This window comes from Sphingomonas sp. ASV193, assembly GCF_040203355.1.
GTDB lineage: Bacteria > Pseudomonadota > Alphaproteobacteria > Sphingomonadales > Sphingomonadaceae > Sphingomicrobium.
In genome coordinates, this window is sequence record NZ_JBEHBW010000003.1 from 198,126 (window position 1) to 212,313 (window position 14,188).

Consider the following 14,188-nt stretch of genomic DNA (forward strand, 5'->3'; position numbering starts at 1 on the left):
GTCGGTGAACTTCATCCGGTGACGCCGGGCTACGCCCCGCCGACCAAGCGGTCGATCACCATCGCCGGGCACGAGACGTCGATCAGCCTCGAGCCGATGTTCTGGGTCGCGCTCGAGGCGGCGGCGCGGGAGCGGGGGTCGAGCCTGACCGCGCTGGTCGCGGCGATCGACGAGGAGCGCTTGGGCGCGCGGCCGACGCCGAACCTCACCAGCGCGATCCGCCAGTGGCTATTTTCCGATCGCCTCGCGGACCGCGGCGGCGAAGGCTGACGGCGCGCCCGGCGACAGGTCGAGCCACAGCGCGGGCTCGATCAGTTCCAGTTCGATCACCCGCAATGTGCCGTCTGGGCCGCGCAACAGGTCGGCGCGGGCGTAGGCGGGGGGCGCGGGGGCGGCGGCGAGCGCGGCCTGAGCCAACGCGACCGCGCCCGCGGGCGGGTCGACCGGGGCCTCGCGCCCGCCGAGGTGCGGCTGGACGCGATAATCGCCCGACTTCGGCCGCTTGACCAGCGCGTGGCTGAACCGCCCGCCGAAGAACAGCAGCGAATATTCGCCCTCGTCCTGCACCGCCGGGAAGAAAGGCTGGACGAGGATGTCGCGGCCCCGCGCGTCATCCGGCACGCCGTCGCCCGCGCCGAGCCGGTGGGTGCCGTGCGCGCCCGCCGACACCGGCGGCTTGATCACTAGCGAGTCGCCATAGGCTGCGCGCGCCTCGCCCAGCGCGGCCTCGTCGAAGGCGCGGTAGCGGCGGGTCGGGATGGTCGGAATGCCGCGCTCGGCGAGTTCGACCAGATAGGCCTTGTCGCTGTTCCAGCGAAGCACCGGAACGGGGTTGAGCACGCATCGCGCCTCGGCTTCGAGCCGGTCGAGCAGGCCGTGCCAGCCGACGGCATCGAGCTGGTAGCCCCACGCCACCAGCGCCAGCACCGCGTCGAACCCGCCGACATCGCCCGCGTCGGTCCACGGGCGTGCCTCGACCGTCATGCCCGCGTCGCGAAGCGCGGCGGCCTGGATGTCGAACGCCCAGGCAAAGTCCTCGCGATAGCCCGACCCGGGGGTCAGCATCAAAAGGCGAATCATCGCGACAGCAGGATTCGCGCCTGGCTGGCGATCTGGGCGAGCATCGAGGCGGTGACGTTGCTCGCCATCTTGGCGCGCTCGATCAGCGCGCGGAACTGGGCGATCCGGCGCGGGTTGCGCTCGACCCACCGTTCGACCCCCTGCTCGGCGCGCTCGTCGCGGAGGCCGCGCAGGAAGTCGAGCCGGAGCTGTTCGAAGTCGCGCGTCAGTCCCGCCGCGAGCAGCCGTTCCCACTGGTCGTCGGGGACGAAGCGCGCGACCTGCTGCTGCGCCCAGTCGAGCCCGAGCACCTCGCCCAATCGGACGTAGGCGCGGGTGAGTTCGAGCGCGTCGAGGTCGCGCCGCGCGCTCAGCGCCGACACGCCGATCGCGCCTTCCATCTCGTACAGCGCGACCAGCCGGTCGACGATCTCGGCCGGGGCGCCCAGCGCGGTGAGCTTCTCGCGCCGCGCCGAGGCTTCGCCGCGAACCTCGTCGCGGATCAACGCGCCGGTCATGCCGGTCAGCTTCGCCATCCCCGGGGCGAGCTGCTCGACCACCACCGACGGCCGCTTCTCCCCCGCCGCGGCGCGAATCGTGTCGCCGAGGTGTGCGCGGATCGACTTGGCGGCGGTGGCGAACAGCTCGATCCTTACCGGCTCGCTGACCGCGGCGGTCTCGAGCGCCTGCCACAATTGCCCGAGCCCGAGCAGCCGCTCGACCGCGAGGAAGGCGGTGACCACTTGCCCGAGCGAGACGCCCTCTTCCTCGGTCATGTCGAGCGCGACGCTCGGGCCGAGCCGGTTGACCAGCCGGTTGGCGACCTTGGTCGCGACGATTTCCTGCCGCAGGCGATGCGTGCGGATCGAGGCGGCATGGGCTTCGCGCATCGCCGAGGGGAAGGCGGCGAGCAGCTCGCCGTCCATCATCGGATCGTCGGCGAGCTTGAGCTCCTCGGCCGCCGCCTGGAGCGTGATCTTCGACATCGACAGCACGACCGCGAGCTCGGGCCGGGTCAGCCCGCGCTGGTCCTGCCCTCGGCGCAGCAGCACGTCGCTTCCCTCGAGCCCCTCGACCTTGCGGTCGAGCCGCCCGGTCGCCTCGAGCATCTCGATCGTCCGGACGAAGCCGGGCAGCCCGCGCGGGCCGCGCGCCTCGGCGATCGACAGCGCCAGCGTCTGCAGCCGGTTATCCTCGAGCACCAGCTCGCCGACCTCGTCGGTCATGCTGGCAAGCAGCGCGTTGCGCTTCGCTTCGCCGAGCCGCCCTTCCTGCATCTCGCGGTTGAGCGGGATCTTGATGTTGACCTCGTTGTCCGAACAATCGACGCCCGCCGAATTGTCGATGAAGTCGGTATTGATGCGCCCGCCGACCGACGCATACTCGATCCGCCCGGCCTGGTTGATGGCAAGGTTGGCGCCTTCGCCGATCACCTTGGCGCCGACCTCGCGCCCGTCGATGCGGACCGGGTCGTTGGCCGGGTCGCCGACCTGCGCGTTGGTCTGCGACGAGGCCTTGATGTAGGTGCCGATCCCGCCGAACCAGAGGAGCCCGACCTTCGCCTTGAGGATCGCGGTGATCAGGCTGGTCGGGTCGGTCTTGGCCGACGTCAGCCCGAGCATCGCCATCGCCTCGGGGGTCAGCTCGATTTCCTTTTGCCCGCGCGGGACGATCATCCCGCCCTTCGACATCGCCTTGCGGTCGTAATCGTCCCAGCTCGATCGCGGCAGGTCGAACATCCGCTTGCGCTCGGCCCAGCTCGCCGCCGGGTCGGGATCGGGATCGAGGAAGATGTGGCGGTGGTCGAACGCGGCGACCAGCTTGATCGCCTTCGACAGCAGCATGCCGTTGCCGAACACGTCGCCCGACATGTCGCCGCAGCCGGCGACGGTCACCGGCTCGGACTGGATGTCGATCCCCATTTCGAGGAAATGGCGCTGGACCGAGATCCACGCGCCCTTGGCGGTGATCCCCATCGCCTTGTGGTCGTAGCCGTTCGACCCGCCCGAGGCGAAGGCGTCGCCGAGCCAGAAGCCGCGGTCGAGCGCGATCGCGTTGGCGACGTCCGAAAAGGTCGCGGTGCCCTTGTCGGCGGCGACCACGAAATAGGGATCGTCGCCGTCGTGGATGACGACGCTCGACGGGTGGACGACGCGGTCGTCGACGATGTTGTCGGTGACGCTGAGGAGCGAGCGGATGAAGATGCGGTAGCTCTCGGTCCCCTCGGCCAGCCACGCGTCGCGATCGCTTGCCGGGTTGGGCAGCTGCTTGGGATAGAAGCCGCCCTTGGCCCCGGTCGGCACGATCACCGCGTTCTTGACCAGCTGCGCCTTCATCAGCCCGAGAATCTCGGTACGGAAGTCGTCGCGCCGGTCGGACCATCGCAGCCCGCCGCGCGCGATCGGCCCGCCGCGCAAATGGATGCCCTCGACCCGCGGGCTGTAGACCCAGATCTCTCGGTAGGGGACGGGGGCCGGGAGCCCGGGGACGCGCGCGCTGTCGATCTTGAACGCCAGCGCCTCGTCGGGCTTGTACGAAAAGGCGTTGGTTCGAAGCGTCGCGTCGACCACCGCGCGAAGCAGCCTGAGGATGCGGTCGTCGTCGATCCCCTTGACCGCCTGCAGCGCCTCGTCGAACCGCTGCGCCCACGACGCCTGCTCGAGGTCGCGCTTGCCCGTCGCGGCGGGGTCGTGCGCGGCCATGAACAGCCCGACGAGCGCGCGGGTCGCCTTGGGCGCGCGCGCCAGCGCCTCGACCACGGTGGCGATCGAATAGGCGACCCCGGTCTGGCGCAGGTAGCGAAACCAGGCGCGCAGCCAGATCACCGCGCGCGGGGTCAGCCCGGCGCGCACGATCAGCTGGTTGAACAGGTCGTTCTCGCTCGACCCGCACAGCACGTCGGCGATCGCCTGCTCGATCGCCTCGGTCCGCTCGAACAGCGGGGCGCAATCGCCGCCGTCGGCGGTGGCGAGCGCATATTCGTGGATCGCGCCGACGCCCTCCAGCCGGGTCGGCGCCTCCTTGATCACGGTGAAGCCGAAATTCTCGAGCACCGGGACGACGTCGCTGAGCGAGACGATGCCGCCGCGCTGGTAGAGCTTGAGCCGGAACGCCGAGGGCGGGTCGAAGTCGAGCCGGTAGAGCCGGATCGAGCGGTCGGTCGCGCCCTTCAGCGCATCGAAGCGAAGGATGTCGGTCGCCGCGTCGGCCGCCGGGTAGCGCAGGCGGAACGCCTCGGGCAGCAGGTTGCCGTAGCCGAGCGTGAGGCGGCGGCCGCGGGTCGGGTCGGTCGCCTCGGCCAGCTTCTCCTCGACCGCGGGAAGATAGCCGCGCACCATCTCGTAGAGGCGGCGGTTGAGCGACTTCGAATCGGGGCTCGCCCGCCCGGCCTCGATGGTGAAGGTGTAGCGCATCAGCGCGAGGTCGCCGTCGCCGAGGTCGATCGCCCAGCTGGTCTGCCGCCCCCCGCAGGCGGTGGCGATCATGTCGCTGATCGCCAGTCGCCGGGCGGTGGTCAGCTCGTCGCGCGGCAGCCAGACGAAGGCGAACATATGGCCGCGCAGGATCGAGCGGGTCAGCACCATCGTCGGCTGCGGCCGGTCGGCCAGCGTCATCGCCGCCTCGACCAGCCGGCGGACGTCCTTGGCGGTGAGGTTGAGCACCAGGTCGTGAGGCAGCGACGACAGCGCGTGGCGAAGCGCCTTGCCGCTGTGGCTGGTCGGGACGTAGCCGAAGCTCTTGTCGAGGTCGGCGAGCACGGTGCGAAGCATCGGCGTGTCCTCGACCGGTGCGTTTAGCGCCTCGCTGGTCCACATGCCGACATAGACGCCGACGCTGGTCACCTTTTCGCCCTCGCGGATCGGGACCACGACGAGGTCGAGCGGGACCCGGCGATGGATCGACGAGCGGCGATCGGCCTTGGTCATCAGCGGCACCCGGCCGCCTTCCTCGAAATAGCGGATCGCGGCCTCGCAGCCGCCGTCGTCGGTCGGCTCGCCGGGGAAGCGGAACAGGCCGAGCCCGGTATCGCCGGTCTCGCCCGGGCGTTCGACTTCGTAGCCGACGATCGTCATCGCCCCGTCGGCGAACCAGTCGAGCAGCGCCTTGCTCTCGCCGCCGAGCGCCTCGGCGTCGGCGCGCATCTTGGCCTGCATTTCGCGCCAGTCGTCGACCGCGGAGCGGACCTCGGCGAGCACCTGCGCAAGTTCGGCACGGAGCGCGCTGCGGGTCCGTGCGTCTGCGCGGTCGAGCTCCATGTAAATGATCGATTCGGTCTCGCCCTCGCCGATCGCGAGCAGCGTGCCGTCGGCGTCGCGGCGAACCTTGACGATCGGGTGGAGCAGCCGGTTGATCGTCACGCCCCGCGCGGCGATCGCGGCGGCGACCGAATCGACCAGGAACGGCATGTCGTCGTTGACGATTGCGAGCCGCATCCGCCGCTGGCCGCTTTCGCCGCTGGTCAGGTTGATGACCGGCCTTCCCGGCGTTCGACTCGCGATCAGCTCGCCGACGAAGTCGGTCGCCGAATCGAGGTCGGCGGGCTCGAACCCGACCAGTTCGCCGGGCAGCGCGCCACGCGTCAGGGCTTTCCGCAAATCGTCCTCGAAGGGGCGTGCGGCACGGGTCATGACGGTCATGTGAGGGCGGCTCCGAGGGTTCGATGCGATGCCCGCGGGGCCTAGTCCCGCCGCGCGGTCAAGGCAAGGCGGCGCCCGGTGAACCGGTCAGCCCAGCTTGCGCACCAGCCGTTCGAGCAGCGCGGGATCGGCGACCAGCCGCACCGCTTCGTGCACCCCGTCGGCGTTGCGACGAGTGACGACCAGCGCGAACTCCTCGTTGGTGGCGAGCTGGCGAAGGTCGATCGCCGGCGCGGCGCGAAGCGCGACCTTGCCCAGCGCGAGCCGGTCGGGCGCATCGGGCGCGGCGGGGCGGCGGGCCTTGCGCTCGGCGGCGACGAGGCCCTTCAGCCCGCCCTCGGCGCGTTCGACGAACGGCAGGAAGCCGCCGAAGTCGATGCCCTCGCGCTCGGCGAAGCTCAGCGCGGCGGCGAATTCGGTCAGCCGCGCCTTGTCGTAGTCGGCGCCGAACACCAGCTTGACCACCGGGGTCATCGGCGCGCGCGCCTGCGCCTTCACGCCGGCATCGTCGAGGATTTCGGCATAATCGTCCGGGACGCGCTTGGCGGCGACCGAGAAATCGTAGGCCATCGCCAGCGCGCGGTAGAGCGCGGCGCGGCTGCGGCCGTCGGCCTGCTTGCAGACCTCGGCGCTTTCGCGCGCGGCGCACAGCCGGTCGGCGAGCCCGGCGTCGTCGTCGACCGCGACGGCCTCCTCGTCGTCGCTGGCATCCTCGTCATCCCACGCGGCGATCGGCCTGACTTCGGAGTCGAGCACCAGTTCGTCGGTCGCGGGCGCAAGCGCGGGGACGATCGCCTGCTCGGCGACCGCGCCTTCGCCGGCGTCCTTCCAGTTGATCACGCCATAGATGAAGTCGATCGTCTGGCCGTCGCTCGAAAAGGGCATCATGATGCCGCGATAGCTGATCGTGTGGCCGCGCTGGTTGACGAACTCGGCCTCGAACCCGACCGGGGCGCGGTTGGCGATGATCTGCATATAATGGTCGGTCAGCCGGCTGAGCAGCGAACGGCTCGGCACGTCGCTGATCCGGCGGACGCCATCGGCGGCGAGCCCGCATTCGTCGCGCACCGCCGCGCCGATGTAGGGCGTCGCCGGGTCTTCGCCCCCGCCGGTGAAATCGAGCAGCACCGAGTGCGGGCCGAAGTCGGTCACCCCCGTGGGATCGAGGTCCTCGATCGACGGATAGTCGCGGCCGTCGAGCAGCGAGCACCAATAGTTATAGGCGCGCACGTGCATCCGCCGCTCGTCGGCCCCGATCGCGGCGGCGGTGGCGGCGGCGGGGGCGGGCTCGTCGACCGGCGCGGGCAGGTCGAAGTCCGACGGGTGATGAGAATAGGAATCCATGGCTCGCTCGTTTCCCCCGGATTTCTCCGATTTGGCGGTGTTTTCGCGGATCCGGGTTGCGAAACCGTTAACCTTGTTCCGACGAGCACACCCTTGCCCACCTTGCGACCCGCGTGTAGGGCGCGCCTCGCGCATCGCCGCTTTAGCTCAGTTGGTAGAGCACCTCATTCGTAATGAGGGGGTCACAGGTTCGAGTCCTGTAAGCGGCACCATCACATCAGTCCGGGGACTGATGTGATCCGCCGAATGACCGATGGCGCGATCCCATTCCATCGACCCAGCCGGTCCTGACGCGCATTCACGCGCCCAGCGGATAGGCGGTCGTGTAGCGAACGCGCTCCATCGCGAAGCGGCTGGTGACGTTCTTCAAGGGGACGCGGTCGATCAGGCGTTTGTAGAAGTCGTCGACCGCCGCCATGTTCGCCGCCGTGATCCGCAGCAGATAGTCGACCTCCCCCGCCATCCGGTAGATTTCCATAATCTCGGGAAAGTCGGCCACCGCCGCGCGGAAGCGGTCGGTCCACTCCTTTGAATGATCGCCGCTCTCGATCTCGACGAACACGGTGAGGCCGAGCCCGATCGCGTCAGGATCGACCAGCGCGACGCGTTTCGTGATGACCCCTTCGTCGGTCAGTTTCTGGATCCGGCGCCAGCACGGCGTCTGCGACAGGTTCACCTGCCGGGCGATGTCGGCGACCGCGATCGAAGCATCGTCCTGGAGGATCGCGAGAATCCTGCGGTCGATCGAATCCACTACCTGATCTCCCAAAAATAGAAGAATATCCTAATATATTCGCATTGCATCGCAACATAAATTTTATCTTCGCCTAGTGAATTGACGACTTTTTTTTCGAGCGTATCCGGCAGTCATCCGGCGAGTCTGACCTCTCGGGTGAATTAGAATAATATTCTATGCGGAGCAAATGGGTGGCGGACGATCGACCTCGGATCGCGGAACTTGAGCGGGCGGACACCGTGGCGATAGCCGCGGCGTGCGACATCGCCGACCGGCTTCGCCACGCGATCGCGACGATCGACGGGCCACTGGTGTTCACCACCAGTTTCGGGATCGAAGACCAGCTGATCGCGCATCATCTTTTCACCGACGACCTGCCGATCCGCGTCGTCGCGCTCGACACCGGTCGGCTGTTCGACCGGACCTACGCGCTGTGGCAGGAGACCGAGGAACGCTACGGCCGCCGGATCGCGGCGGTCTATCCCCGATCGGACGCGCTTTCGGCGCTCGTCGCCGACCAGGGTATCAACGGCTTTTATCGTTCGACCGGCGCGCGCGCGGCATGCTGCGCGACCCGCAAGGTCGAGCCGCTCGCGCGTGCCCTTTCCGGGGCCGGGGGTTGGGTCGTCGGGCTTCGCGCGGACCAGTCGGCGACCCGCGCGGCGACGACGCTGACCCAATGGGACGAGGCGCACCGCCTGACCAAGGTCGCGCCGCTGTTCGACTATGACCGCGCACGGGTGGTGCGCGAGTGTGTCGCGCTGGGCGTCCCGGTCAATCCGCTTCACGCCGAGGGATTCCTCTCGATCGGCTGCGCGCCGTGCACCCGCGCGATCCGGCCGGGCGAGCCCGAGCGTGCGGGGCGCTGGTGGTGGGAAGCCGACCAGGCGCGCGAGTGCGGCCTGCACCTCGCCGACGGCCGGCTGGTGCGGAGGGCGAGCGCATGAGCGGCACCGGACGCATCGGCGCGCTCAGCAACCTGCCGCTGTTCCACGACCTGCGCGGGCGCAAGGCGGTGGTCGTCGGAGCGTCGCTGGCGGCCGACTGGAAGGCCGAGCTGCTCGGCGCGGCGGGGGCGAGGGTGCTACGGATCGCGGCGGGCTGGACCCCGGTCGACCTCGACGGCGCGGCAATCGCGCTCGCCGACCTGTCCGACCGCGACGAGGCGGCGCGCTTCGTCGCCGCGGCGCGCGGGGCTGGCGCGCTCGCCAATGTCATTGACTGGCCCGAATTTTGCGACGTCCAGTTCGGGACGATCGTCAATCGCTCGCCGGTGGTGATCGGCATTTCGACCGACGGCGCCGCGCCAATGCTCGGCCAGTCGATCCGCACCCGGATCGAGGCGGTGCTGCCGACGGGAATCGCCGACTGGGCGCGCGCGGCGAAGTCCTGGCGAGCCCGGCTGAAGGGGCGGATCGGCGACTTCGAAGCGCGCCGTGCCTTCTGGCGCCGGTTCGTCGCCACTGCGTGGCGCGAGCATCGACGGTCGCCGGACGACGCCGACTTCGACACGCTGATCGCGGAGAGCCCCGAAGTCGAAGGCGCCATCAAGGGCAAGGTCATGTTGGTCGGCTCGGGACCCGGCGATCCGGAGTTGCTGACGCTGAAGGCGGTCCGCGCGCTCCAGGACGCGACCGTCATCCTTCACGACCAGCTGGTCGGTCCCGGCGTGCTCGAACTGGCCCGGCGCGAGGCGCGGCGGATCGCGGTCGGCAAGTCGCCGCGCGGGCCTTCGACCAGCCAGGCCGACATCAACCGGCTGATCGTCGAGCTCGCGCTGGCGGGCGAGACGGTGGTTCGGCTGAAGGGCGGGGACCCGATGATCTTCGGCCGCGCGACCGAGGAGATCGAGGCGTGCCGCGCCGCGGGGGTCGAGGTGACCATCGTCCCCGGCATTTCCGCCGCACAGGGCGCCGCGGCGGCACTCGGCCTTTCGCTGACCGAGCGCAAGCATGCGCGCCGGGTCCAATTCGTCACCGGGCACGGGGCCGACGGGCGGCTGCCCGCCGACATCGACTGGGCGAGCATCGCCGACCGCCGCGCGACGACGATTCTCTACATGCCGCGCGCGACGCTCGACCAGTTCGTCCGCAAGGCGCTCGCCAGCGGGCTCGACCCCGCGACCCCGGCGGCGGCGATCGCCTCGGTGTCGCTCCCGGCCGAGACGCATGGCTGGAGCGCGGTCGCCGACATCGGCGCGGTCGCGGCGGGCCTGCCCGCCGGGGCACCGGTGACGATCGTCATCGGCTGGATCGGGCGCAGCCGCGTCGAGCGCGCGGGCGATGTCGTCGCGCTTCCGCTGGCGCTCGCGTCATGAACGCGCACAGCCCCTTCCGCGCCCGGGCGCTGACCCATCTCGAGCAGCTCGAGGCCGAGGCGATCGAGATTTTCCGCGAGGTCGTCGCCGAGGCCGACCGGCCGGTGCTGCTCTATTCGATCGGCAAGGACAGCGCGGTGATGCTCCACCTCGCGAAAAAGGCTTTTTTTCCCGGCCCGCTGCCGTTTCCGCTGCTCCACGTCGACACCGACTGGAAATTTCGCGCCATGTACGCCGAGCGCGACCGGATCGCCGCCCAGCCGGGGATCGAGCTGCTGGTCCACCGCAATCCCGAGGCCGCGCGGCTGGCGATCAACCCGTTCGACCATGGCGCGGCGCACACCGACCTGTGGAAGACCGAGGGGCTGAAGCAGGCGCTTGACCACCATGGGTTCGACGCCGCGTTCGGCGGCGCGCGCCGCGACGAGGAAAAGAGCCGCGCCAAGGAGCGGGTGTTCAGCTTCCGCGACCGGAATCATCGCTGGAACCCGAAGGCGCAGCGTCCCGAGCTGTGGTCGCTCTACAATGCGCGCAAGGGCGACGGCGAGACGATCCGCGTCTTCCCGCTGTCGAACTGGACCGAGCTCGACATCTGGCAATATATTTACGCCGAGCGGATCGAGATCGTCCCGCTCTACCTCGCCGCCGAACGGCCGGTGGTGGTGCGCGACGGCACGCTCTTGATGGTCGACGACGCGCGGTTTCGCCTGCGCTCCGGCGAAGTGCCGCAAACCCGCTCGGTCCGCTTCCGGACGCTCGGTTGCTACCCGCTGACCGGCGCGGTCGAGTCGCGGGCGTCGAGCCTGGCCGACGTCATCGAGGAAATGATCGGCGCGACGACCTCCGAACGCGAAGGCCGGGTGATCGACCGTGATGGCGGCGCGGCGAGCATGGAGAAGAAGAAGCAGGAGGGCTATTTCTGATGGCCACTGTACTCGAGCAAGCGCCCGACGCGCTGGTGGCCGACACCGCGTCGGCAGATTCCCGGCTTGCCGCCTGGATCGAGGCCAACCAGCGCAAGTCGCTGCTTCGCTTCATCACCTGCGGCAGCGTCGACGACGGCAAGTCGACGCTGATCGGGCGGCTGCTCTTCGATTCGCGCCAGCTGCTCGACGACCAGCTCGCGACGCTGTCGCGCGACAGCGCACGGGCGGGGCGATCGGGCGCGCTCGACTTCGCCTCGCTGGTCGACGGCCTCGCCGCCGAGCGCGAGCAGGGCATCACGATCGACGTCGCCTACCGCTTCTTCGCGACCGAGCGCCGCAAGTTCGTCGTCGCCGACACGCCGGGGCACGAACAGTTCACCCGCAACATGGTGACCGGGGCGTCGAGCGCCGATCTCGCGGTGATCCTCGTCGACGTCACAAGGGGAATCCTGACCCAGACCCGCCGCCACAGCCGGATCGCGCGGCTGCTCGGCATCCGCCACCTCGTGCTGGCGGTGAACAAGATGGACCTCGTCGGCTACGACCGCGTGACGTTCGACCGGATCGTCGCCGACTACCGCCGCTTCGCCGACGAGGTCGGGATCGAGGCGTTCGACGCGATCCCGGTGTCGGGGCTCAACGGCGACAATGTCGTCGACCGCTCGGCGGCGATGGACTGGTACGACGGCCCCGCGCTGCTCGAGCATCTCGAAGCGGTCGAGACCCGCGCGCCCAACGAGCGCGCGTTCCAGATGGCGGTGCAATGGGTGAACCGGCCCGATTCGCGCTTCCGCGGCTATGCCGGGCGGATCGCGCGCGGCCGGGTGCGGACGGGCGACGAGGTCGTCGTCCTCCCCGAGGGCACCCCGACCCGGATCGCGCGGATCGTCACCGCCGACGGCGACCTTGCCGAGGGAATTGCCGGCCAGTCGGTGACGCTGACCTTCGCCGACGAGGTCGATTGCTCGCGCGGCGACGTCATCGCCCTGGCCGATTCGCCGCCCGCAACCTGCGACCGGATCGACGCGACACTGGTCTGGATGGCCGAAGCGCCGCTGCGGCTCGACCGCGCCTACTGGCTGCGCGTCGGCACCGATACCGTGAGCGCGCGGGTCGACGAGGTGAAAGCGCTGGTCGACGTCGAAAGCGTCGGGGAGCGCGTCGGCGAGCGGCCGGGCGCGTCGCTCGCGCTCAACGACATCGGTCGGGTCGTCATCGGCCTCGAACGCCCGATCCCCGCCGTGACCTACGACCAGAGCCGCAAACTGGGAGGCTTTATCCTTATCGACAGACTGACGCGCGCGACCGTCGCCGCCGGGACGATCGACGCGCTCGACCCGCCTCGTGCCGAATTGCCCGCCATCGCCGAGCATCCGCTCGATCCCGCGCGGCGCGACGCGCTCGACGCGCTCGCCCGCGACCTGTCGCCCGCGCAGGCGAGCTGGCTTAGCGGATATTTCGCCGGGCTTCACGCCGGGCTCCAGCAGGGCGTCGCGGCGCCCGTCGCGCCCGCCCCCCACGCCCCAGCCCCAACACCGCAGGCGCGGACGCTGACCATCCTTTACGGCACCGAGACCGGCAACAGCCGCGCGCTCGCCACGTCGCTCGCCGCCACGTTCGCCGCGCGTGGGGTCGCGGTCGCCGTGGCCGACATGGCCGACTACAAGGTCCGCCAGCTGAAGGACGAACAGGACCTGCTGTTCATCGTCAGCACCTATGGCGAAGGCGACCCGCCCCAGCCGGCGATCGCCTTCTTCGACTTTCTCGAAGGTCCGCGCGCGCCCCGGCTCGAGGGCGTCCGCTTCGCGGTGCTCGCGCTCGGCGATTCGACCTACGAACATTATTGCGCGGCGGGAAAGCGGATCGAGCGGCGGCTCGCCGAACTCGGCGCGCGCGCGCTGGCGCCGCGGGTCGATTGCGACATCGACTATGACGAGCCCGCCGCCGCCTGGAGCGCCGAGATCGTCGAGCGGCTCGCCGAAACCCCGGCGGCGACCGGCGCGACCCACGCGGCAGCGGCGCCGGCCGCGCGTCACGACACCGTCCACGACAAGCGCAACCCGTTCGCGGCGACGGTGCTGGAGACGATCCGCATCGTCGGTCGCCATTCGACCAAGGACACCCGCCACCTCGAGCTCGACCTGTCGGGATCAGGGCTTCGCTACCAGCCCGGCGACGCGCTCGGGCTCGCCGCCTCGAACGACCCCGGCGTGGTCGCGGCGCTGCTCGAAGCGACCGGGCTGTCGGGCGATTCCGAAGTCGAGGTCAAGGGCGCGACGTCGTCGCTCGCCGCCGCGCTCGCCGACCGGTTCGAAATCACTACCGCCAGCCCGCGCTTCATCGACCAGTGGGCGAAGCTCAGCGGGTCGAGCGAACTTGCCGCGCTGGCCGGCGCTGACGCCGCCGCCGACCGCGTCGGCTTCCTCGCCGCGAACCATGTCGTCGACATCGTCCGCCGCTTCCCGGTGGCGGGGATCGGCGCGAGCGACCTGCTTGCCGGGCTTCGCCCGCTCCAGCCGCGGCTCTACTCGATCGCCTCGAGCATGGCGGCGGTCGGCGACGAGGCGCACCTGACGGTCGCGCCGGTGCGCTACGACCTCCACGGTACCCCGCGCGGCGGGGTCGCCTCGACCGCGATCGCCGACCGGCTGGCGATGGGCGACACGGTGCCGGTCCATGTGCAGGAAAACCCGCATTTCCGCCTGCCCGCCGACGACGTCCCGATCGTCATGATCGGGCCCGGCACCGGGGTGGCACCGTTCCGCGCCTTTTTGCAGGAGCGCGAGGCGCTCGGCGCGCCGGGGCGGTCGTGGTTGTTCTTCGGCGAGCGCAACCGCCGCAGCGACTTCCTCTACCAGGTCGAGATGCTCAAGTGGCTCGAGCAGGGGGTGCTAAACCGTCTCGACGTCGCCTTTTCGCGCGACACCGCCGAGCGGGCCTATGTCCAGCAGCGGATGCGCGAGCAGGCGCGCGAACTGTTCGGGTGGCTCGAGGAAGGCGCGCACGTCTACGTCTGCGGCGACGAAAAGGCGATGGCGCGCGACGTCGACGCCGCGCTGACCGCGCTGGTCTCCGAGCAGGGCGGCCTCTCGCCCGAGCAAGCGCACGACTATGTCGCCCGGCTGGTCGCCGACCGCCGCTACCAGCGCGACGTCTACTGAAGGCCAAC

At 70.1% G+C, this 14,188-nt stretch carries 9 protein-coding genes and 1 tRNA gene; 6 read left to right on the forward strand and 4 right to left on the reverse strand.

The window, feature by feature from the left end; translation table 11 throughout:
* Positions 1 to 18: 18 nt before the first annotated feature.
* A complete protein-coding gene (locus tag ABDK56_RS07230) occupies positions 19 to 270 on the forward strand; it encodes a ribbon-helix-helix domain-containing protein (RefSeq protein ID WP_349807528.1) in 252 nt (83 codons plus the stop codon).
* Here ABDK56_RS07230 and ABDK56_RS07235 read toward each other — a convergent pair.
* The 3 genes from ABDK56_RS07235 to ABDK56_RS07245 all read right to left on the reverse strand — a co-directional run bounded on the left by ABDK56_RS07235 (position 229) and on the right by ABDK56_RS07245 (position 7,040).
* On the reverse strand, positions 229 to 1,080 hold the full coding sequence (locus tag ABDK56_RS07235; protein WP_349807529.1) for an ATP-grasp domain-containing protein: 852 nt from the start codon (positions 1,078 to 1,080) through the stop codon (positions 229 to 231). The genes ABDK56_RS07230 and ABDK56_RS07235 overlap by 42 nt on opposite strands.
* Complete coding sequence (locus ABDK56_RS07240) at positions 1,077 to 5,687, reverse strand: NAD-glutamate dehydrogenase (protein ID WP_502959282.1); 4,611 nt, start codon at positions 5,685 to 5,687, stop codon at positions 1,077 to 1,079. Before ABDK56_RS07240 ends, ABDK56_RS07235 begins: the two co-directional genes overlap by 4 nt.
* Before the next feature lie 96 nt (positions 5,688 to 5,783).
* Positions 5,784 to 7,040: a PAS domain-containing protein gene (locus tag ABDK56_RS07245; RefSeq protein ID WP_349807532.1), complete on the reverse strand. Its 1,257-nt coding sequence runs from the start codon at positions 7,038 to 7,040 to the stop codon at positions 5,784 to 5,786.
* 136 nt (positions 7,041 to 7,176) lie between these two features.
* Between ABDK56_RS07245 and ABDK56_RS07250 the strand changes: the two genes are divergently transcribed.
* Positions 7,177 to 7,252 (forward strand) — tRNA-Thr (locus ABDK56_RS07250).
* Between the two features lie 86 nt (positions 7,253 to 7,338).
* Here ABDK56_RS07250 and ABDK56_RS07255 read toward each other — a convergent pair.
* On the reverse strand, positions 7,339 to 7,794 hold the full coding sequence (locus ABDK56_RS07255) for an Lrp/AsnC family transcriptional regulator (protein WP_349807534.1): 456 nt from the start codon (positions 7,792 to 7,794) through the stop codon (positions 7,339 to 7,341).
* Between the two features lie 221 nt (positions 7,795 to 8,015).
* Between ABDK56_RS07255 and ABDK56_RS07260 the strand changes: the two genes are divergently transcribed.
* The 4 genes from ABDK56_RS07260 to ABDK56_RS07275 are packed head-to-tail and all read left to right on the forward strand — an operon-like array spanning position 8,016 to position 14,180.
* Positions 8,016 to 8,723, forward strand: a complete 708-nt coding sequence (locus ABDK56_RS07260) for a phosphoadenylyl-sulfate reductase (protein WP_349807535.1) — start codon at positions 8,016 to 8,018, stop codon at positions 8,721 to 8,723.
* On the forward strand, positions 8,720 to 10,093 hold the full coding sequence (gene cysG / locus ABDK56_RS07265) for a siroheme synthase CysG (protein WP_349807536.1): 1,374 nt from the start codon (positions 8,720 to 8,722) through the stop codon (positions 10,091 to 10,093). Before ABDK56_RS07260 ends, cysG begins: the two co-directional genes overlap by 4 nt.
* On the forward strand, positions 10,090 to 11,016 hold the full coding sequence (cysD, locus tag ABDK56_RS07270; protein ID WP_349807537.1) for a sulfate adenylyltransferase subunit CysD: 927 nt from the start codon (positions 10,090 to 10,092) through the stop codon (positions 11,014 to 11,016). The genes cysG and cysD overlap by 4 nt, the downstream gene beginning before the upstream one ends.
* Positions 11,016 to 14,180 carry an assimilatory sulfite reductase (NADPH) flavoprotein subunit gene (locus ABDK56_RS07275; RefSeq protein WP_349807539.1) on the forward strand — a complete coding sequence of 1,055 codons (3,165 nt, stop codon included), beginning with the start codon at positions 11,016 to 11,018 and terminating at the stop codon, positions 14,178 to 14,180. Before cysD ends, ABDK56_RS07275 begins: the two co-directional genes overlap by 1 nt.
* The last annotated feature ends 8 nt before the right edge of the window (positions 14,181 to 14,188 follow it).

Bases quoted from the DNA above. Each gene is read 5' to 3' on its own strand.
- ABDK56_RS07235 (WP_349807529.1), bottom strand. From the start codon at position 1,080: ATGATTCGCCTTTTGATGCTGACCCCCGGGTCGGGCTATCGCGAGGAC.
- ABDK56_RS07240 (WP_502959282.1), bottom strand. From the start codon at position 5,687: ATGACCCGTGCCGCACGCCCCTTCGAGGACGATTTGCGGAAAGCCCTG.
- ABDK56_RS07245 (WP_349807532.1), bottom strand. From the start codon at position 7,040: ATGGATTCCTATTCTCATCACCCGTCGGACTTCGACCTGCCCGCGCCG.
- cysG (WP_349807536.1), top strand. From the start codon at position 8,720: ATGAGCGGCACCGGACGCATCGGCGCGCTCAGCAACCTGCCGCTGTTC.
- cysD (WP_349807537.1), top strand. From the start codon at position 10,090: ATGAACGCGCACAGCCCCTTCCGCGCCCGGGCGCTGACCCATCTCGAG.
- ABDK56_RS07275 (WP_349807539.1), top strand. From the start codon at position 11,016: ATGGCCACTGTACTCGAGCAAGCGCCCGACGCGCTGGTGGCCGACACC.